The 21,062-nt window shown below is 67.1% G+C and carries 14 protein-coding genes; 1 reads left to right on the top strand and 13 read right to left on the bottom strand.

Translation table 11 applies throughout. From position 1 onward, the window contains the following. Positions 1-42: 42 nt before the first annotated feature. From ABIA32_RS01485 to ABIA32_RS01545, 13 genes are all read right to left on the bottom strand, one after another. Entirely contained in the window at positions 43-1,431 is a 1,389-nt protein-coding gene (locus tag ABIA32_RS01485; RefSeq protein ID WP_370091814.1) for a hypothetical protein, read from the bottom strand. A gap of 126 nt (positions 1,432-1,557) precedes the next feature. Next, the gene (locus tag ABIA32_RS01490; protein ID WP_370091815.1) at positions 1,558-2,616 is read right to left on the bottom strand and encodes a ComEC/Rec2 family competence protein; all 1,059 of its coding nucleotides are present in this window, start codon (positions 2,614-2,616) and stop codon (positions 1,558-1,560) included. Next, positions 2,613-3,323: a response regulator gene (locus ABIA32_RS01495; RefSeq protein ID WP_370091816.1), complete on the bottom strand. Its 711-nt coding sequence runs from the start codon at positions 3,321-3,323 to the stop codon at positions 2,613-2,615. Before ABIA32_RS01495 ends, ABIA32_RS01490 begins: the two co-directional genes overlap by 4 nt. A gap of 3 nt (positions 3,324-3,326) precedes the next feature. Then, on the bottom strand, positions 3,327-5,597 hold the full coding sequence (locus tag ABIA32_RS01500) for an ATP-binding protein (RefSeq protein ID WP_370091817.1): 2,271 nt from the start codon (positions 5,595-5,597) through the stop codon (positions 3,327-3,329). 74 nt (positions 5,598-5,671) lie between these two features. Further along, positions 5,672-6,268, bottom strand: a complete 597-nt coding sequence (locus ABIA32_RS01505) for a hypothetical protein (protein WP_370091818.1) — start codon at positions 6,266-6,268, stop codon at positions 5,672-5,674. A gap of 50 nt (positions 6,269-6,318) precedes the next feature. Further along, the gene (locus tag ABIA32_RS01510; RefSeq protein ID WP_370091819.1) at positions 6,319-7,554 is read right to left on the bottom strand and encodes an AAA family ATPase; all 1,236 of its coding nucleotides are present in this window, start codon (positions 7,552-7,554) and stop codon (positions 6,319-6,321) included. Next, a complete protein-coding gene (locus tag ABIA32_RS01515) occupies positions 7,551-12,758 on the bottom strand; it encodes a hypothetical protein (RefSeq protein WP_370091820.1) in 5,208 nt (1,735 codons plus the stop codon). The genes ABIA32_RS01510 and ABIA32_RS01515 overlap by 4 nt, the downstream gene beginning before the upstream one ends. Next, a complete protein-coding gene (locus tag ABIA32_RS01520) occupies positions 12,755-15,694 on the bottom strand; it encodes an SNF2-related protein (RefSeq protein WP_370091980.1) in 2,940 nt (979 codons plus the stop codon). Before ABIA32_RS01520 ends, ABIA32_RS01515 begins: the two co-directional genes overlap by 4 nt. A gap of 293 nt (positions 15,695-15,987) precedes the next feature. After that, positions 15,988-17,163, bottom strand: a complete 1,176-nt coding sequence (locus ABIA32_RS01525) for a serine/threonine-protein kinase (RefSeq protein ID WP_370091821.1) — start codon at positions 17,161-17,163, stop codon at positions 15,988-15,990. 242 nt (positions 17,164-17,405) lie between these two features. After that, complete coding sequence (locus tag ABIA32_RS01530) at positions 17,406-17,873, bottom strand: NUDIX hydrolase (protein WP_370091822.1); 468 nt, start codon at positions 17,871-17,873, stop codon at positions 17,406-17,408. A 5-nt stretch (positions 17,874-17,878) separates the two neighbouring features. Continuing rightward, entirely contained in the window at positions 17,879-18,091 is a 213-nt protein-coding gene (locus ABIA32_RS01535) for a hypothetical protein (protein WP_370091823.1), read from the bottom strand. A 128-nt stretch (positions 18,092-18,219) separates the two neighbouring features. Further along, entirely contained in the window at positions 18,220-18,699 is a 480-nt protein-coding gene (locus tag ABIA32_RS01540; RefSeq protein ID WP_370091824.1) for an NUDIX domain-containing protein, read from the bottom strand. Between the two features lie 28 nt (positions 18,700-18,727). Beyond that, positions 18,728-19,948 (bottom strand): helix-turn-helix domain-containing protein, encoded by a 1,221-nt coding sequence (locus ABIA32_RS01545; RefSeq protein ID WP_370091825.1) that lies wholly within the window; start codon positions 19,946-19,948, stop codon positions 18,728-18,730. 130 nt (positions 19,949-20,078) lie between these two features. Between ABIA32_RS01545 and ABIA32_RS01550 the strand changes: the two genes are divergently transcribed. Then, positions 20,079-21,056, top strand: coding sequence for an aminoglycoside phosphotransferase family protein (locus ABIA32_RS01550; RefSeq protein ID WP_370091826.1), 978 nt, complete (start codon positions 20,079-20,081; stop codon positions 21,054-21,056). The last annotated feature ends 6 nt before the right edge of the window (positions 21,057-21,062 follow it).

Below are 21,062 nucleotides of genomic sequence, written 5' to 3' on the forward strand. Positions count from 1 at the left end.
AGTGAAGCGGCCCGGGAGGCCTTCCCTGGGCCCCAGACCACCCTACTGAGCCTTCGCATGAGGTGGAGGTGAAGACATCGAGGCCAGATGATCTGTGCCGTTCCACGGCAGATCCCTGACTGCCGTGACCGTGAGATGCCGGCAGCGAATGCGCTCGTCCAGCCATAGCGCGATCTCGGGCTGCTCCAGCACCTTGAGCAGCGCGCGGCAGCGATCGACACCCGCCGCCCGCGGGCTTGCCACGATCAGGTGATTGTCCACAGCGACAGGCCTGTCACCCACGACGAGGACGCCGGCGCCCCGGCTCGCGCCCTTGCTCCCCTGGCCGGGACGTGAGGTCCGGCGCAGCACCACGAAGGGCGGGGCGATCAGCCGCTTAGGGTAGTTGCGGGTGCGCTGCGGCAGACCCATCTCGCCGCCCGCCGGGAGGTCACGAGCAGTCAGGTACGGTGCCTCGGGGCCTGTCCTGGGATCGCGATTGTCCACGACCGGCCCGACCCGGACCTCGAAGAGGTCATTCAATGTCTGTCCCTCGGCGGCCTCCGGTTCAGGCCACCAGGAGAACGACCGCACAGGCCCTCCCCTGCGGCGCACTGCGGAGAGCAGGAAGACGTCGACGTCGGTGTGAATGTCGAACATCCCGTGCGGCTTGACCTCATGCACGTCCAGGAGCCCGGTCAGCTGTTCACGCCAGGCGCGGTACCTGCTGCCGCTGCGCAGGACGTCGGGCAGGACGGCGGTGAGCCTGCTGCCGTCGCGCAGGGCTGCTGCCGCCGCCGCCGTGAAGGTCGCCGCCAGAGAGGTGCTGCCGGACGACCAGGTGCAGGCGGGTCCGGCCTCCGCCATGCCGTAGGGCGGGTTCAGCAGGAGGCTCCCGCCGAATCTGGCGGGCCTTCCGAGGGAGTGCAGCTGCTGCAGCCCGTCCCCGACCTGGAGCAGCGGAAGAGCGCCGGCCACCCGGTCCGCCGCCAGGGGTTCGTCGCTGCCGGCCAGCCGGTGGCGTTCCAACAGGGCCAGAACCAGCCGCATCCGGGCTGCCGTGACATAGGACTCCTGCAGATCGTGGCCGCGCAGCCGACGGTTCCAGAGGGCCAGGGACCTGGCGGGGGTCGCCGCCAGCGGCAGTTTGGCCGTGGCGGCCAGGAGCAAGTCGCCCGCCCCGCAGGTCGGGTCCCAGTAGGTCGGCGCGTCTGCCTGGGCCGGCACCGGCGGAAGCAGGTGCTCGAAGGAGTTCCGGACCGGCCCGGTGGTGAAGAAGGAACCGGTCTCCCGGCGGACCTGCCGGGGCACCAGCGACCGCAGTTGTGACGCGGCCTGTCCGTTGAGCGCGGCATGGACGTCGTCGGCGAGCCGCTCCCAGCGGCCGCTCGAGGCCTCGGTGACCAACTGTCCCAGCTGACGGGCGTAGGTGTCGTACGGCACAGCTCCCACAGCGCTCCCCCTCTTGTGATCCGGGAGGCGAAGGTCCGGGGATCAGTGTGCTTCAACGCTCCAAGGTCAACAGCATTCTGCAGCAGGACGACGGCTGGTGACAGCCGATCCGCCATCCCGCCCGAATCAGCCCGGAGCCGACGCCACTGCGGTGCTGGACCGCTGGCGTGGCAGCGGCAGGACGGCACGGCACAGCGGACTGCCCACCGGGACCAGGGAAAGGACGAAGTCGCGATGGTTCTCGAGCGGTGGGTCGAAGTGCAGGACGCCGTTGACAGCCGTGACGGCGATCGTTCCAGCGCAGCAGCGGCCGCGTGCGCGACCGTAGGCGGGCCGATCGGCGAGGTGGTGGTCAGAGACCTGGAGATCCCTGTCGTGGCAGTGCACAGACAGCTGAGTGCAGGCGATGTGCGCCGTCGGCGCTGCCGACCGGACGCCGGCCATGATCTCGCTGTTCGGATTGCGGGGACGCAGCCTGCTCCCGCTGGAGAACACCACGAGCGACGGTGCGACAAGCTCCGTCAGGGATCGGGCGAACTCCCGTGGCGCATGCGAGTTCCCGGGCAGCCCACCGTGGTGCGGGAACACCAGGACCGGCGCGGTCAGATCCTGCTTCGAGTCGATGATGTGGCCGAGTCCGGCCGCATCGACGTCGGCCGCGAGCAGGGCGACCGGCTGACCGTCCAGGTGGACGCGGATCACCACGGACATGGAGTTGCTGTCCAGCGGGCCGTGCTCGTCGGGGCGGACGGCATCGCCGCCTCCTACCATCGTCACATCGGGGTGAACCACCTCAAGGTGTGCCCGGCCGCAGCGCAGTTCCGCGCCGGATTCCGTGGTGATCATCTGCTGGCGGTCCAGTCCACCGTGCCGCTTCCGGGTCTTGACAGCGGCGAGCACGCGCCGCCAGATTACGGTGTCCTTGCCCCAGTCCGGATTGAGCCAGACGGTGCCGACGGTGTGGGCGTCGTCGAGAAGCAGAGTAGGCGACCCGCCCACATGGTCCTCGTCCGAGTGGGAGAGGACAAGATGCTCGATCCTCGTGATGCCACGCCGTTCGAGCTCCTCCTTGAGCGTGACCGGCGGCGCGGCGTCGACCACTGCGCACAGAGGCCCGTCATGGATCAGGGCGGAGTTGCCGTGGCCGACGTCGAGGATGGTGATGCCGAGTTCATCGTCGCTCACGCCGGCATCCCCGTCTGCGGAAAGTCGGGTGAGAGGATGATGTTGCCGTAGTAGAGATCCTCGGCCTTGCTTGCATAGCAGTTGACGTCGGCCTCCAGCCACTGACCCACCAGACTCTCGGGGCGCAGTCCGGTCTCCTCAAGGATCGGGTCGAGCGGCATCCAGACGGGGGCGTGGATGTTCCAGCCGACCACGACCACGCGCGCCCGGCGCGCTTCCCCCTTGGCTACTACCTCGAGCACCTCGATGGGTGTGGGGAAGGCCCTGCGTTCACGGGTATAGCTGCCCTTCAGTTCGGCCAGTGTGTAGCCGATGGCGGGCAGGATCTCCTCGTCGAGATCGGCCTTGGCGACCACCTGCGGGATGCCCTTGCGCCAGCGGCTGATCGCCCCCTGCTGGCCAGGCTTGATGTGGCTGCTGATCAGTACTGACGGCAGCGGCGCACCACTGCGCAGGTTGGCCTTGCTGACCACCTCGGCGCCCGTGAACCCGACGCGCCCGTGGCTGCTCAGCAGATAGTCGCAGATCAGGGCGTCATACTTCCCTGCGAGTGACGCCAAGAAGGCATCCGCATCCATCAACGGGTCGAACTCAGTGATGAGAGTGGTGTCGTAGCCAGCGTCCTGCAGCCGGTGCCCCGCAGTCATGGCATCCCGTCGATCATCATCGGCGATGACGATCGACGCCCCCCTGGGCAGTGTCAGCACTTCCTACCAGTCCCCTTCGCCCGGACCGCCCGAACCGTCGCCGCCCAAGGTGCGGGCCGGTAGTTGGACCAGCATACGCGCCCCACCCAACTCGCCCTGTGCACGGGCTTCCTGTGTACCCCTCAGGTCACCGACGATATCGCGGACAATTGTCAGCCCGAGACCGGTCCCGTTGTCGAAGGTCGTCTTGCCGGGAAGCCAGATCGATTTGAGCGAGATGCCCACGATGCCGGGCCCCGAGTCGTCGACCACCAGCGCAATGTCCTGGCCCAGCGCATCGTCCCGCTCCACCAGGCGGGTTCTGATGCGGATGGTTCGCTCGGACCCCATCGGCACATCCGTGCGCGTGAACGCATGAGCCGCATTGGCCAGCAGATTGGACAGGATGGACTCGATGTCGGCGATGGTGGTGTGCACAGTCGCGCCCTCAGCGTCCAGGTCGAAGTCCACCTGGATGCTTCGCTCGTCGAGATACCGCTTGAAGAGTCGTACGACGGATCGGCAGGTGGCATCGAAGTCGATGTCACCCACCTCGCGCTTGTTCTTCTCAAGCAGGCTGAGCGGGAGTTGGGAGAACGTCTCCAGTGTCACCGCACTGTCGATAGAGGTCTCAATCGCATCCTCGAAGTCCCTTTTGTAGCCTTCTGGGCTCACCAAGGACTTGATCCTGCGCCGGAGGGTCTTCACGCTGTTCGCGATCCTCGCCGCAGGACGGAGAGCTTCGTGGGCGAAGACCGCCGTGCTGGTTCCCACCGTGGCCAGGGAACGGTAGAGCAACAGGTCGTCCCGGAGGGCTTCGATCTCCTGCTTCTGAATGCTGACCACTTTGGTCGCACTGTCGGCCAGCGACTGCAGAGTGGCCGGGTCGCTGGGGGCGTCGAAGGGGAGCATTCCGGCGTCGGGCGGCGCGATGGCAGCCAGGATTCGCCGGAACTGGATATCGGCTTCCTCAGCCTGGTCATGGGCCTTGACCGAAGCACCGACGCGGCCCTGTTCGCGCTGCTCAAGCCGCTGATCCGCGGCCCAGTCCATGGCGCTCTTGGCGAACTCCTGCAGCTGGCTGAACTCGAAGGTCTCGACGAAGCCGCTGCGGTCGGTCTTCGGGCGGAGCACATCCTCGGGATCCTCCACCAGGAGCCGTCCCAGGGAAGTAGCTGTCGAGGGTCGCTTCTCGGGACTTCCGGTCCGGCGGAGGTTGATGTCCAGCCAGTCGTTCCCCTGGTCACCGTACGGCTGCACCCGCAGCTCCCGGTGATACAGGTGAATCCCGCCGACGTGGCGCAGCCACTTACGAATGGCCTGTGTCGGCTGCTCAGCCAACCGCAGCTCCTTCTTGGCTGCTGAGGGGTTGAGGTTGAACATCCAGAGTTCGAATGTCGCCTCAGGTGCCACAAAGGCCAGCGGTGGATCTCCATCCTTCTTGCGCCGTGTCCCCCGACGATGGCCTACCTCCACGTGGCCGCCCGTGAACTCCGCCTCGCCACGCCAGTTGTAGAGCGTGGCGGAGGCCTGTCCTTCACCGTCCAGCACTGCTACGAGCCGGTATTCGTGGTGCCGGAGCAGCTTGGAGTTCACCAACTTCGAGAGCCCGGTGTACTCAGGGGTGTCACATTCCACGGTGAAGGCGGTGCTGTCGGCAAAGGGGCCGCTCAGCAGGAGCAGTGATCTGGCCAGCCGTTCCCCCGCCTCTGCGGAGATGCTCTGTCGCAGCCCTGTGACGGTAACAGTGGTGCCCTGCTCCCACTCGGCCGGTCCGTCAGAGGTCGTTGCGTCGAACGCTCGCGTCACTATCCTCAATGGGACGTCGTCGACAGCCTGCGAGGCGTCTATCCGATTCCAGTCGATGCTGAGGACATGCTCGATCCCAGGCTCTTCACGCGACCGCGTAGTCACCGTCACCTTGGTGCCGAGCCGAAGGGCGGCCAGCCGGCCCAGGCCCTTCTCGCCGACCTTGCGCCGCTTCAGGCGCGAGTGGGTAGCTGACGACTTACCGGATCTGCCGATCAGAAGGAACCCCGATGCGAGCTCGGCCTCCGTCATTCCGTCGCCGTCGTCCGACACTGTCAACGTGCCGCCGACCTTCCTCGCGCCGCTGAGCTTGATGCGGCAGAGCGTCGCGTCCGCGTCATAAGCATTGCGGACCAGCTCCATGATCCCCAGATCTGGGTGCGGGACCAGCTCCTCGCCCAGCCGGGCCAGGATCTCAGGCGCGAAGCGGAGTCGATGGTCCATCAAACGAGCCCCCGGTGCGAAGAACGGCGGGGCGGTGAGCACTCCCCCTTGGAGAAATGGTAGCCGGGGAGTTCCGGGTAGCAGCAGCCTTGACTCCATACACGACTGATCCGGCGTCAGGACCAGGCAGTCACGTCGTCGAGGAAGTCGCTGTAGGAGCGGTTCGTGCCGGTGGGGTTGTGCGGAGCGGCGGCGAGGTCCAGGGCGGCCCGCATGACGGCGGGGCTGTCGTCCTCGCGGTAGACGGGCTTGCCGAGGCCGCGCTGCAGGACCTCCTTCGGGTCCCTGGTCCGGCCGTGGTCGCGGGACACGAGCTGTTTGGGGATGCTCCAGGAGGAGTGCACCCGGGGGAAGGCTGAAGGGAAGAGCAACAGCCAGGCCTCGGTCTCCTCGGCGGCGAGCGCGAGTGCGGTATGCGGTGGGCCCTGCTTACGGAGTTCATCGCTCACGCGGGTCCGGACGACGGTGTAGCGGCTGTCGGTCGGGGCATCCATGTCGAAGTGGACGACCAGGCCGCCGAGGGGGCGGTCCTCCTTCGCCGCGATCGCCTTGGCGAACTGCATGAGCTTGCGGACCCGCAGAATCAGGTTGTCGGCGGTCGCGTCGCGGAGACTGACGTCGCCGTTGATGGGGGCGATCTTCGGCTGGCCGGGGAGCAGCGCGGTGAGCAGCGTAGCGACGACAGCCCGATCGTTTTTGCTCTCGCCGGCCACGGCGACAATTGGCGATCGGACGGCCTTGGCGGACCTGGGCCGTGCCGGGCTCACAGGCTGCCGCCCAGCGCACCGGCGAACCACAGCTCGCCCAGCGGCAGGCCCTCGCTGGCGGCGACGATGCGGCGGACCCGCTCTGTGTCGATGGCCGGGATGAGGGAGGCACCGCGCTCGTCGCGCTCGCAGACGACGAACTCCTCCGGGCGAAGCCGGTCGACCAGGGCCGGGGAGTGCGTGGCCACGATGTACTGACTGCGGCTCGTGGCCTCACGCAGGCGCTCGACCAGGAGCTCCAAGGCCTGCGGGTGCAGGCCGTGGTCGATCTCCTCGATGCAGGTGAGAGCGGGTGGGTCGGGGTCGTGAAAGAGCGCGAGCAGGCCGAGGAGGCGCACAGTGCCGAAGGAGGCGTCAGCAAGCGGGGTCAGTCGCCGCAGGCCCGTCTCCTGCAGCTCGATGGTGACATCGCGGGATGCCCCGCCCTGGCTGGCGAACACGATGTCCTGAAGGCCGGGGAGAACCGCCTTGGCGTCCTCGACCAGTTGCGCCCACGAGTCCGGGTGGTACTGCTGGAGCATCATCATGAAGTCCGCGAGATTGCCCGCGTCCTGGCTGAGCTGCGCAAAGCCGTGCCCTGATTCACGGACCGGGAGCCTGGCGGCGACGACGTCCACGTCGAAGACGCGGAAGGAGGAGAGGTGGTCGGCGACCGTGCCCAGCTCGGCCCCGCCCTCGGACCGGGCCAGCCGGGGCAGAGTCGACAGGCCGCTGCTCAGCTTGCGGATGCCGATGCTGCGGCGCTCACCGGAGTCCTCGATGCTCTGGGTGGTGGAGTTGAGCTCGGTGTCGGTGACCATGGCGTTTTCGCCGCTGATCCTGATACGACGGCCCCGGCCCTTGGTCCGTTTGAAGGTGAAGGACTCCTGGCGGGAGAGCCGGTAGCCGCTGGGCTCGCGCTGGTCGGCGGTGCGCTTGATGCTGAGCTGATACTCGTCGGGCGCCTTCACGCTGGCGTTCGAGGTCCAGGTGGCCTGGAGCCCGATGCGGAGGAGGGTCGGCGGCTTGCTGCCGCCCCAGAACGCGACCTCGTCGAACCCGCCCCGGACGTCGAGAGCGGGAGAGAGGTCGTTGCGGATGATGTCCGCGAGGAATGAGAACACCTTGAGGACATTGGACTTGCCCACGCCATTGGAGCCGACGAGGACGGTCAGGTCACCGAGGGGGAGGGAGACGTCGCGCAGGCTGCGGAAGTTCTCGACGTCGAGGTGGAGTAGCCGACGGTCTGTCATGGCGTCACCGTAGCCGGGGTCGCGGCGGCAGGCGGCGTCCACTCGCCGGAGGCGATGGCGGCGTCCAGCCGGGCCTGGAAGACGGCGTGGGCGGCACGCATCTCCGCTTCACGGTCAGCCTTGTAGAAGGGGGCGGTGTAGCCGTCGGGGGGTGGGACGGTGGGGTCGGAGAGGTGAATCTGGAGGTTTTCGTAATGGAGCCGTGTTTGCCCATGGCCGAAAACTCGACTGTCGCCTGCAATTCTTCTCCCTTGGATATCGAACCACATTCTCTCTTCGCGCTCCCTGAGCAGAGGGAACCTATCCCGATAAATGCTGCACAGCGAATCAATATCCATTCCGATCCAGGTTGCGACCAGAGCATCGATTTCGACTAGGGCTGCCCGGCGTGCGAAGTCACTGCGCAGTGGAACATCCGTGGTCCAGTTCGATGAATTGACGGCAAGAGATGGAAGGCCAGGCCAATCATTTGCCCAGTCTTCGTTTTCGCTTGAAGCGGGACGGAGGATCGAATTCCAGAAATCTGAATACGCAGAAGTTAGGCAGTTCATGCGCAGGGATCGAATGGCGAGCGCTTGAGAGAGTGGATGCTCACGAATGGGGATGGGGAGGCGGCGGATATCTTGCTCGTGAAGGTTTTTCTTTCCAATTAGGCGGACCATGTATTCAATTGGAATTGAACTCCAGAAGCCTGCAGTTAGCGCATCGAGGAATGAATCTCCTCTCGACATTGAATAGAGGCCATCTACATGAGTCGGCCCAGGCGGAATTAGTGCAACATTGAAGCATCGCTCCATGTCAAAGGTCATCATTTTACGCCAAGAAATGCGACCATAGCTGGAGTAAGGAACTCCGTTCCAAGTCTTCTGCGCTTTGCGGTATTCATCTGGCGATGAAAGTCGAGAGAAATTGGTAGCAGGAATGAATTCGGAGGGCAGCTGCGTCAGATCCACTGGCTTCCCATGACTGCTGAGATCGGGGGCCTGCTTGGTAATAGGGGTCCCAGGCGAGATGTGCGGGCCACTCAAGATCACTTCATCCCAGGAACTGGCCTGCGTGAAGCCTTTCTGGATATTTCTCTGGTTTTGGGCGGTGGTCTCATTGAATCCGGTGCTGACTAGGTTGATTTTGCCAAGACGTAGCGGAAAATTACCCAATGAATCCATGGCCAGTTCTTCGATGTCGGTCACTGGGGTAAAGATAACCGTTTGATTGATTGGCTCGCCAGTTTGCCCCGAAATACTTTGCCATTTCAGTAGGCGCGCCTCGTCAACTTGGATCACACGACGGGCATGCGGGCGAAGATCAAACCCACCTCCGGTCTTCGTTCCTGGAATTTCTCCGAATCCGTCATGCTGGAGTGAGCCCATTACGACGGATGAGTGGTAGAGATTTCCCAATTGAAGAAATTTGATGGCTCTAGGGGCTCCGTAGATATGAGCCCCAAATTGCGTAGTATGCCCCACGGGGTCAGGGAAAGCCCATTTCCCACCATTGATGAAATGACAGTGAAATCGGAGCCTGGCGAGTGACGCGGATCTGATTGACTTGAGTTCGACGCTTGTGAGGTGGGACTCGGAATGGACCAGTCCAGAAATTCCCATATGATGAGAATTTGCCCAAGTTCTGCACATGAAACCGAGATACAGGTCGGTTTGGTCGCTGTCGATATCTGGATAATTCGCCATAGCAGTCAGAAAGCCATGGATGCCAGAATAATTTGACAGCCTTGCCCGAATTGCCGATTTTGAAGGAGGAGATGAGAGGGTGATACTTCGGTGGGCCTCTCTTTCCGTCAACGGAAGGCTGGTAGAGATGCCAAACCATGGGTCGAATTCAGCGAATTCGAGCGTTTCGTTCCAGTTCGGCTGGACCCAAGGCGGGTTCCCCACCTGCAGGTCGAATCCGCCGCCCCGGGCGAAGACCAGGCCGAAGTCCAGCTCCCAGTGCAGGAAGCCCTGCTCCTTTGCGATGTCCTCCGCCGTATCCAGCCAGCCGAAGCGCTCCTTGAGGCGGTTCTCGGAGTCCATGCCCATCCACTCGGGCAGCTCGTCCTCGTACCGCTCGATCGCCTCCAGCGAGTCGAAGCTGTCGGCGATGGTCCCCACCGGCACGTCCACCGTCCCGAGGACGGCTTCGGCGAAGTCGAGCCAGTCGGCGAAGTCGCGCAGCGGGATGCTGCTGCGCCGGGTCGCGCTGGGCTTCGGTCTACCGGCGGTGGGGGCTCGGCGTTGGGTGACGGTGACCGTCTCGGGCTGGTCCTCCTCGGTGTCGAACAAGGAGGCGCGTTCATAGACCAGCGGTGCCGAGAGAGCGGGTGTCGCGGGTTCGGGGACACGCTCGGTGCCCACCACGACCGGCAGCCCCAGCGGGCTGCCCATCCCGAGCTCCGCATGTGTCTCGGACTCCGGGACGAGTTCGCTGCCGTCCAGTTGCCCCGCCGCCTCCAGCGGCCAGAACCACAGCGCGCACCACACGTCCATGACGGTCTTGAGCCGCCAGTACGGCGTCCCCACCGATTCGAACAGGTCCGCGTAGACCTTCTCCTTGTCGACTACGGTCTCCGGCCGGGCAAGGAAGGCGTACTCCGGGTCGTCGGTCCCCGCTCCCCACACGGCGATCTGCCGGGAGATCTCCCGCTCGGAGATCTCCATCCGTCGCACGACCAGCCCCCACAGGAACTCTGCCCGCCGTGCTACTGCCTGCAACCGGGCCAACTGCGACAACTGTCCGCGCGGGGCCTTCACTGCCGGTGGCTTGAGAATGCCCTTCTTCCAGTCCGCGAGCTGCTTGGCCGCTACCGGTGCGAGAGCTTTCGCTTCCTTCTCGCCCGCGACCGCCCCCCACCCGGTCGCCGGGAGCAGGAACTGGTGCACCGCCCCGTCGGGCAGCACCTGCCGCTCGCCGTCAGCGTCGAGGAACGGCAGCTCGGTCGGGGTAAGCGTGCCCTTCGCCTTGGCCCACTCCTTGCCCCCGGCGTCTTCCGCCGAGTACACGGCCCGCCGTCCGCCGATGAGCGAGTTCCCGCGTCGCAAGTGCAAGCCGAACCAGGGCGCGCGCATGCCGGGGTGCATGGTGTTGAGCCACAGTGAGACTTCTGCGAGCTCGACGCCGGTCGCGTTGAGGTCGACGCCGTAGGCGTTGTGCAGGGCGACATACGCCTTCGCCTTCTGCAGCTCGGTCAGGGCGTCCGAGGTCGGGATGGAGCGCCCCAGCTCCTCCTGGCGGCGCTTCAGGTACTCCGCCGCGACCTGGTTGATCGCCTCGTTGAGGAACGCCCCTGACCCCAGCGCCGGCTCGCAGATCTTGTACTTCAGCAGCTCGGCTGCCCGCGTGCGGATGACATTGCCTTCGCTGTCTCGGGTCTGGTCGAGACGGTGTTGCAGCGTCAGCTCGACCGTCACCTTGGTCAGCGACTCCGGCGTGTAGTACGACGCCGAGGTCTGCCGGTCGCGGCCCGCCAGCCGGTAGACGAACGAGCCGGCCTCGTAGCGCTTGCGCCCGCGCAGGCCCCTGCGTGCGTCGTCCTCGCCGTACTGGACGAAGACCGTGTCTGGGTACTGGTCGGCCTGGTCGACCGGGATCATCCAGGAACCGTCCTTGGGGTCGCCGCCCTTGGCGACCTCGTTGAGCGGCTTGTCCGCGATGAAGCCGGTGTAGGACATCAGGCCCTCGTACACCGCGCCGAGCTGGTTGATCCCCAGGTTGCGGTAGGAGATGAAACCGCCCCGCTCGCCCTTTCGGCCAGCCTTCTTCATCGTCAGCAGCCGCAGTACCTCGTGCAGCGCGACGTTGCGCAGCCGCAGGTCCAGCCACCCGGGTTCGTCGTCATCCGTACGGGGATCGATCACCCCGCGCCCGATCAGGCGGATCGACTTGGGCTCGAACAGCTCGCTGCGCAGCGGCTCGAATCGCAACCCCCGGTCCTCACTCCTCCGTGCGGCCTTCACCGCACGCGCTTCCTCGTCGTCACCGGGCTGGTCGTCGTCCGGCTCGCTGCCGTAGGGCCGGTGCCCGAAGTTGACCTTCGAGAACAGGACGTCCAGCGACTCGTACAGGTGGAAGCCGTTCTGGGTGGCCTCCTCGGCCAGCTGCTCGTCCCGCTCGACGAGTTCCCGCAGCCGGGCCATGGAGTACCCGGCCTCGTAGCTGCCGTCGTCGGCGGGCAGGATGCCCAGCTCGGGGCGGGCCTCGGCGTAGAGCAGGAACAGGATGCGGTACAGGTAGCGCAGGGACTCGCGGGTGAGCTGCTTGGCGAACGGTTCGCCGCCGTCCTCGACGTCGGCGACTGTCAGGCCGCCCGCATACAGCCGTCCCAGCACCTCGTTGGCGATGACCTCCACCGATCGCTGCAGCCCGTGCCGAAGTTCCCCGCTGACGCCGACCGCGTTGTCGGAGGAGGCCTTCAGCAGCGTGTCGATCAGCGGCCCCTGGCCGTTGTCGCCGGGTCGCAGCATGTCGGCGCTGAACAGTGCGGCGAGTTGTGCCAGCTCCCCGCCCTGGCGGCGGTCGTTCCGTTCCAGCGCGGTGTCCAGGCTGGCGGACAGGTAGCGGCCCTCGCCCCAGGTGTTCCGGTCGGCGAGGACGATGACGCCGCCCATGAGCAGCAGCACGAAGCGTGGCGGTGCACCCTCGGCCGTATCCAGCGCGCTGTGGAACAGCCAGGAGGCCAGTGCGCTGCCGGTCTCGTAGTTCTCGCTTGCGCTGACCCGAAGCGGGGTCAGCAGGCGGCCGGGACCGTCGGCGGCCAGGGCGGAGTCGTTGTCGGGTGCCCAGCCGCAGTCCAGGGCGACGATGCCCGCGCCGCTGTAGGCAACCTGCACGTGGTGCTCGCGCCCGGCGCGGTGCACGGTGATCTCGCCAGGGGCGCCGTCGGTGAAGCCGAGCGCGCGTAGGACCTGCTGGTGCCATTCCGTCAGCCGTTTGCACCAGTCGGGGTTCTGATAGGTCCTCAGGGGCTCTGTCCGGTCGGCGTCCTCACGATCGGCGCCGGCGAAGTAGCTGCGGACATCCTCGGCCAGGTAGACCGCGCGCAGCGCACGGACCTGCTCGCGGGCGGTGGGTCGGCTGTCGAGCTGGTCGCCCTCGCGGTCCGCCCAGGTGCTGAACAGGCCCCTCTTCAGGTCTGGGTCGAGCTGCTCGGCGAAGTAGTGGGCGGAGAAGTACTCGCCGCGGTTGTTGAAGGAGTTGATGTCGCCGCTCATCGCTTGCTGTCTCCTTCGTTGCTGCTGTTCCGGTCGTTGGGTTCGAGGACGGCCAGCAGGCGCAGCATCGGCGCGCCCACCGTCTCCAGTTGCCGCACCAGGCCGAAGCGGGTTCCGGCAGTCTCCTGTACCCGCTGCTTGTCGGGGCGGGTGCCCGCGAACAGGGCTTCCTGCTGCCAACTGATGACCCGCTTTCGGTACGGTTCGAGGGTCGCGGCGATCTGCTCGCGGTATGCCTCCTCCCGTCCCTGCAGATAGCGGGTGGCAGCGTCTACCGCGGCCGGGACTGCCGCCTGGAGCCCCGCGAGGTCGTAGGGAACGGAGCGTCCCGGCATGGCCGGTCCTACTCCCGCCCGCCCGAGGAACGCCTCGTCCATGGGGACGACCTCCGCCTCGCCGTGCTCTCCATGGCCAGGGTTGACTCCGTGGCCGAGGGTGACCGCCATCCACTCCGTCACCGTGGGTCGGCCGAGCGCGTTGGAGTAGATGCCCTGGATCAGGAAGACCGGGGCCGGGACGGTTGCGGCCAGCACGGGGGCCTGGTGGCGGCCGATCTCGACCAGCACCTTGTCGGTGAGCCAGTCCAGCACCGGATGGATGTCGGTGAGGTAGGAGACATTGGGCCACTGCGAGGTGGAGGAGTCCCGCGCCGCCTTGAGCCGCTTCTCCGCCAGCCCCTGGTCGAAGGTCACCCGCAGTCGGCCGGGCTCCTTGCGGGAGGGCAGGATGTTCTGCTCGTCCAGGTAGTCCTTGGGCAGGGACCTGAACCGGTACTGCAGGTCCCTCGGCGGCTCGAAGGCGATCGTGCCGTCGTCCTCGCGGCGCAGGGTCAGCGCATCCTCGGGGTTGCCCCGGTAGACCTGGCGCAGTGCCTCGTCCACATAGGCGGCGGTGGAATCGAAGAGCCTGGGCACGACCGCGCGCGGCACCTCGCGGTGCTGCGGGGTGGCCCCGACCTGGCCGAGGAGGCCAGCCAGGAATCCGGCGCCGGACTGGCGCGAGTCCTTGATGGACTCCTCCACGGTCCGGTCGGCCAGCAGATCCTTCGTCAGCCGGGTCTCCTCCTCGCTCGCGCGGTACAGGCCGGTCACGGCCTCCGCCGAGCCTTCGATCTTGTGTGCCTCGTCCTCGCGGGCCAGCAGCTTCTCGCCGACCAGGCGGTCGTCCAGGGTGCGCGGTTCGCCGGTGCGTTCGTCGGTGCGCCAGTCCAGATCGCTGGTGAGCACCAGAGCGCGGAACTGCGGGGGGTGCTCCTGGCCGTAGCGGTCGATGCGGCCGTTGCGCTGCTCGATCCGGATCAGCGACCAGGGCAGGTCGTAGTGGATCAGCAGGTGGCACTGCTGGTGCAGGTTGACGCCCTCGGAGGCGACGTCGCCGGTGAACAGGATGCGGACCGGGTCGTCGCGCAGCCCGAACTTCTCGACGATGTCCATCTGCTCCTGGTCGCTACTGGCCTCGCCGTGCATCACCTGCACCGCGCCACCCTTGGTGCCAAAGGCCAGCCAGGGCTTGCGCTCGTCGGTGATCGGGCCCAGCGGGAAGCCGAGGGCGGCCGGGACAGTGGCGGCCAGCCACTTCAAGGTGGGGATTCGCTCGGAGAACACCACCACGCGCGTGTCCGACCCCGGTCCGACGCCCAGGCGCCGCAGCTCGGCGACGAGGGCGGCGAATTTCGCCGAGTCCGCGTCGGTGATCTGCGCGGTGAGGGCGGCCAGGTCGGCCAGGGCCTCGCGCTCGACGACCGAGCGCGGCTCCTCGCGGCCTTCGCGCTTCGCGCGGTCCAGAAGGGTCTTGGTCCGGGTGGAGACCGTATCGGCGAGGGCCTTGTGCGAGGACAGGAACGACTTGAGCAGGGTGTAGGGGAACAGTTGGTGGCTGCTGACCGAGCTTGCCTGCGGGTCGCGGGGGATCCAGCGGGCGGCCAACTCCTCGAGGACCGCCAGCTCCTTCTCCGTGGCCGGGGCGCGGAGCGGCCGGGAGGGGCCCCGGTCGGCCCAGGCGCCTTTGAGGGAGTCGCGGACCTCCGGGGTGGTCTTGGTCCGGCGGATGTAGAGGTGGTCCAGGTCGGCCACCTCGTAGCGGCTCGGGTCGGCGATGGCGGCCGGGTCAAGCAGCCGGATCAGCTCGGCGAAGGACTTGGCGTCACCGTTGTGCGGGGTCGCGGACGCCAGCACCAGCGCGTCAGTGCGTGGCGCGAGCACCCGGGCCAGCTCATTGCGGTCCGAACCCCGGGCGATCAGGTTGTGGGACTCGTCGATGACGACGGCGTCCCACTCGGTGTTCTCCAGATGGTGTCCGTACAGGTCCTTGTTCTTCAGGGTATCCACCGAGACGATCACCCGCTTGAAGTACGCGAACGGGTTGCGCCCGGCGGGGATCTCCCGCTGGACCCGCTGGATGCCGGTCGAGTCCAGGCGCACCAGGGGAATCGCGAACCGCGTCCACAGCTCGCGCTGGAACTGCTCCAGTACGTGCTGCGGGGTGACCACCAGGATGCGTTCCCCCCGCCCACGCCGGATCAACTCCGCCAGCAGCACCCCGATCTCCAACGTCTTGCCCAGCCCCACCACATCGGCGATCAGCAGCCGCGGCTGCGGGTTGGCCATCGACAGAGCCAGCTCGGCCGGGCGCAGCTGGTGGACCTGTCGGTCCATCAGGAAGTTGTCCGCCAGCGCCAGGCCGTGCTCGGTCTGCGGTAGGAACGATTTGCGCACCACCGCCTCCAGGTAGAGCCGCCCCCGGCGATGGTTCGTCGAGTCGTCGGCGACCAGCTCGGTCTCGCGCGGATCGAGAACCTGGATCACGTCCAGGCGGTCGTAGAACACGGCGTCAGTGTCCCGGACGAACGAGGACACACCGGTTACCTCGACCATCCAGCCGTCGTGCCGGGTGGCGGTGACCTTGCGTACCAGCCACTGCTCGTCGCGTACCAGCACCTGGGCACCGGGTGCGTAGCCGGAGGCTGCCGAAGGCCTGTTGTCCGAAGTCGCGGGCTCAGGCGTCCATGCCTCCCAGCCGGACTCCGCCACAGGTTCCGGGCCCGGCTCGGCCGAGCCTGCTGCCGTCTCGACTGCCACGTGCCGCTCCCGTTCGCTCACATCTCACCACTGCTGCCGCCGGTCGCCGCATTCTCAGGGGTGACGATGCGGTGCGCATGCCCAGTCTTTCCAGATCATCCGGACGCGTCCAGTCACTCGCCTGCACTTCGCTGAACCCGGAGCTCGACCGCCTACAGCGCCGACTGCTGGGCGTACGCGGTCCGAAGCTCCTGCGCGATGCGCCGTGCCGCAGGCACGCGCGGCGCGACGACGCGGGCGGGGATGCCTGGCCCTTCGGCCGGCTCCGCCGGTGCCGTCGATACGAGGTCGACGGCTTCTGCGGGGCTCTCGACATCGGCCTCGGCCGGCTGGGCTGTGGCACCGGGCGGGCCGTTGAGCGGACTGGCCAGGCCCTGCTCGTCGAGGTCCAGCGGCTGAGCCCGCAGGCGATCCTCCAACAAGGGGTCCGGGATCATATCCGTGTTCGCGGAGTTCGACGCTGACCGGCAGGAGCGGTCGATCAGTATCCGCCGTGCCTGTGCGGGCGCCAGTCCAGCCTTCCGCAGCAGCTCGGTGCAGGTCTGGGCCACGACCTCAAGTGAGGGCCGAGATTCGGCCTCGTGTTCGAGCATTGCGGTGAGCAGCGGCAGTAGAGCGGCCGGTGCCCCCGCCAGATCCGGGGCGATCTCCGGATTGACGACCTGAGCGGCGATGGCCTCCCACCGGACGCCGTCGTACGGGTAGCGCCCCGATGCCGCGTAGAGCAGCACGGTGCCGAGCGCGTACACATCCGCCGCGGAGGTGACCTGCGGCTGCCCAGATGCCTGCTCCGGGGGCATGCATCTCACCGTGCCGATGATCATGCCGCTGTGCGACAGCGATCCCTGGCCGGAGTCGGCGAACGCGGCCAGGCCAAAGTCGATCACTACCGGGCCGTACTCACCCATCATGATGTTCTGCGGCTTCAGATCCCGATGCAGCAGCCCGGCGGCGTGCACCGCCTGTAGCCCCTCAGCCAGCAGGGCGCCCAGGCTCGCCACCAGGGACGCGGCCAGCGGCCCGTCCTCGTCCACGCAGGCCAGCAGGGTTCTCCCGGGCACATACTCCATGGCCATCCATGGGCGCTCCGCATACGGGTCGGCGTCCAGGAACCGGGCCACCCGATTGGTGCCCACTACTGTCCGGGCGACCTGTGCCTCCTTCTCGAAGCGTGCCCGCGTCAGCGGATCGAGGCGGTCGGCGCGGATCACCTTGAGCGCCACCGGGTCGCCGGCGGGGGAGTATCCGAGGAACACCTCACCCATGCCGCCAGAGCCCAAATCGCGCGCCACGGTGTACCGGCCGATCCGCTCGGGCACATTCACCATCGTTCGCCATGCCTCCGGATACCCTCGCCACAACGAGCCCGCCTACACCGTCGTCGGTGAGCCTAGCCCTCTGGGCTGCTGGAATGCCTGCGTTCCGTCACTCCAGCTGCGGGGGAGTCAGTTCTTTGCGGGGATGAGAGGTTCCTCGAAGCCCGATAGCTGAGGCATTGGACTCGCTGGTCAGCCACGCGCGTCGGCCGACCCGTCGCACGGGTGTCGCCGGCCAGGCGGATGTCCACTTGTCAGCCGAGGTAAGGGTAGTCGCCAGCCAGGTAGTCATTGATCTGCTGACGCATGCTGGAGTGAATGTCGAGACTGTCGAGGTCGCCTGGTTGGACCCAGCGGACACCGTCGGCTTCGTCGTTGACGGTGGGCTGGCCGCTGAGTGGGCGGCCGATGTAGGCGTTCTCGTACTGCTGGCGGATCTCGCCGTCGGTGTAGGCGACGATGTGGGCGGGGTTGGAGTAGACGCCGAGGAAGCCGGTGATCTCGGCGAGGATGCCGGTTTCCTCCTGGCATTCCCGCACCGCGCACTGGCCGGCGGTCTCGCCGATGTCCTGGGCTCCTCCCGGCAAAGCCCACTGGCCAGTGTCGCGACGGCGCTGCAGCAGGATGGCGCCGTCGTCGTTCACCACCAGGAGGTTACTGGCGGGGATCAGGGTGTTCGCCTTCGGTGCGGTGGGGTCGTTGAGGTACTCGGTCCTGCCCACGCGGGCTACTCCTTGGGGTTCTTGTCGGTAGTGGTGCCCTCCCAGGGGCGGGCGGTGGCCCAGAGGGCTTCGAGGCTGGGGGTGTACCTGTTCGAACCAGCCGGGCTCGGTGCCCGGCTGGCGGCGCAGATGCAGGAGGGGTTGGCGTCGGCGGGCCGGCCCCAGATGTGCGGGTTGGTGAGGAGTTCGTCGTCGTAGCGGAACTGGGTCACGTACACCGTGGCGTCGTGCAGCCGGATCTCGCAGCCAGGCTCGGTCAGCAGGGGCTCGGTGGTAGGGCTAGGCCGAGTGATTACTCGCCAGCACGCATCAGCCGGTTCTCCTTGCGATGCGGGGTCGGCCCCCTTCAACTGCTCAGATGACTCAGGCCATGTTCGAGGTACGTGGTGGCCCCGCCTCTGCGGCCCTCGACAGCGGCGTGGACGCGCCGGGCGAGGCGAGGGATCAGCAGGCCGTCCAGCTGCTCGGCCGGGTAGTAGGCGTACTCGCTGATCTCGACGCCGTCCACGGTGATCTGCTCCCGTGTCTCGGCCGGCAGGACGCCGCCGTCGAAGACGAAGAGGAGCTTGTCCCCTTCGGTCGCGTGCGGAGCCCAGTCCGCGACGAGGAGACGGCCGACGGGCGGGGTGATGTCGAGCTCCTCCTTGACCTCACGTGCCGCACCCTCCGTGGGGGTCTCGCCGGGGTGGAGGTACCCGCCGGGGATCTCCCAGCCGGGCTTGTACGTCGGCTTGACCAGGAGGACGCGGTCGTCGACGTCGAAGAAGAGTACCCCTGCCGCAGTGCGTGGTTGGGCTACCGATTCGGCTTCCGGAGTCTCGCTCATGGGGTCGAGAGTAGTGGCGGCCACCGCCTCAATGCACGAGGTGGAGCCGCCGGGCGAAGCTGTCGAGCGCCGTACTGGGTCGACCGCGCTGGTGGCGTATCCAACCCATGACCAGCTGGCGTGGGATGCGGTGGTACCGGACCTGCTCCGGTGCGAGCTGCTCGGCGTCCAGCAGCAGCGTCAGCGCCTCGTCGGTACGGTTCAGGGCGCTCTCGGCACGTGCCAGCTCCATGGCGTGGCGTACTCGGCGCTCGGTGGGCAACCCCGTGGTGTCGACCCTCGGTCCCAACGTGCTCGCGAGTTGCGCGTCGCCGAGCTCAAGAGCGGTGGCGACGCGGTGGATGGCGACGTTGGTCGGGCCGAAGGCGGTCCACAGGTGGTTGGCGTCGCGGCCCAGGCACTGGGCTGCGACGTCGGCTCGGAGCAGGAAGTCGTTGGCGGAGGACCGGTCACCGTCCTGGGCGGCGGCCATTGCCCCGACCAGGAAGAGGGTGCCGTAGACGGACAGGTGAGTGGGTGAGGAGGTCTCCAGGCCGTGTTCGAGGTAGTCGGCGGCGTCGTGAGTCAGCTGCCGAGCTGCCTGGAAGCGGCCGTTTGCCAGGAGACAGTGCGAGACGGATCGGAAGAGCGAGCCGATGACGACCGGCTCCCCGGACTCCTGCGCGGCTGCAAGCCCACGGTCTGCGGCCAGCCAGGCGAGGTCGACCTCGCCGAGCTTGGTGAGCACCATCGCCGCGCTCTGGTACGTCAGGGCCAGGAGGCTCTTCGCTCGCAGGAGGTCGTCGCCCTCGAAGAAGCCGACGGCCTCCTGGGCGTGCCCCACGAGTGCCGGGATGAGCTTGGTGGCGTGGGCGTAGGAGCCGTCCTGGTAGGCGGTCCAGGCTGTGCTGACCTCCTGGCGCAACCGCAGCAGGTCCGGGTCAACGGCCCCGGTCGGTGAGGCCGGCAGGAGTGCGGACATGTTGCGGTAGTCCATCAGTACGTCACGCAGCACGATGACGGTCGGGCCGTGCGTTTCCCTGGTCCACTCGAGCAGGGAGGGCTCGGCGAGAAGGTCGGCCAACTGCACGTCGAGGGCGTCTGCGAGTGCCTTGATGGTGGAGAGCCGGTCGAGGTCGATGCGGTTGTTCTCGATCTTGCTCAGCCAGTCCGCGGTGCGACCGACAAGACCGGCGAGCACCTCCTGGGACAGCCCTCGGCGTCGGCGGTACCAGGCGATGCGTTCGCCGATGCTGAGCGTCTGGTTCATCCCTCTCATGGTGCCCAGTGTGACGGCTACTCAGTTCACCTACCCCGGAAGAATTTTCCGGGTTCCGTCTCTGCGCCGCCCCTAGCTTGCTCGTACGGCGAATTCGCAGACCGGGCAGGAGGTGAGGGCGTTGCTGGATCGAACCCGAGAGCAGCTCGCGAAGGCGTCCACTCTGGTACTCGGTGGACCGCGTCGGCAGCCGAGCCCGTGCTGTGCCGGTGGTCCTCGTGCGGCTGACGACGGTCCGGACTCGTTCGGCCCGTTCGGGCCTGCGGTCTACAAGCCGTTCGCCGTCACCCGTCGCTCGACGGACGGCGCCTCGCTTCTCAAGACGTACCGCGGGGTGGTGCCGATCCCGCGCAGGGATCGGGAGGTTCACGCGCTCCACGTCGCCCGCGACTGGGGCCTGTCGACTCCGGTCGTGCAGTCCTGCGGCGCCGGGGACAACTCGGCCTGGGTCGTCCTGAGCGTGGTTCCCGGTGTTCCGTGCGCTGTCGAGGACCCGGCATCTGTCGCCGCGTTCGTCCGACAGGTCGCGGGCCTCACGGCGCTCCTCCACGAAGTCGAGCCGCCTGCCGCAGCAGGGGAAGGCTGGCTGCCGAACGCGGAGGCCGATCCCGAAACTGCTTCCGACTACCTCCTCTCACCCCTCTCTCCCCGATGCCGCCGTGAATTGTGGTGGCCGGACCTCCAGGCTCTCCTGCGGCCGCTGGACACGGAGCCGTTCGTCTTTCTGCACGGCGACATCAAGCCGGAGCACCTCCTCGTCCAGGGGACACAGACCCACGTCGTGGACTGGGAAGCCTGCGGCCGAGGCCCTGCGGGCTGCGACTTCGCCGACGCCGTCTTCCACGCCGTACGAGATCTCCTCTACGCCGGCGCCACTCCAGGGCGGCTGCCCGGCGCGTCGCTCTCCGATCTGCCGGTGACCGGACCGCTGCTCGCCTGGCGCGTCGTCCGCTGGCTCGACCGGCGTCGCCAGAGCGACATGGACGCGCTCTCTCTTCCCGCTCTCTACCGACTGGCTGGCGCCCCGACACCCGCTGCCGCAGTCCTCGAACTCGCACACCTCGTCGCCGTGCTTCGTGACCACGGCGTCCCTCGATAGCCCCTC

This window comes from Streptacidiphilus sp. MAP12-20 (assembly GCF_041262525.1).
GTDB lineage: Bacteria > Actinomycetota > Actinomycetes > Streptomycetales > Streptomycetaceae > Streptacidiphilus.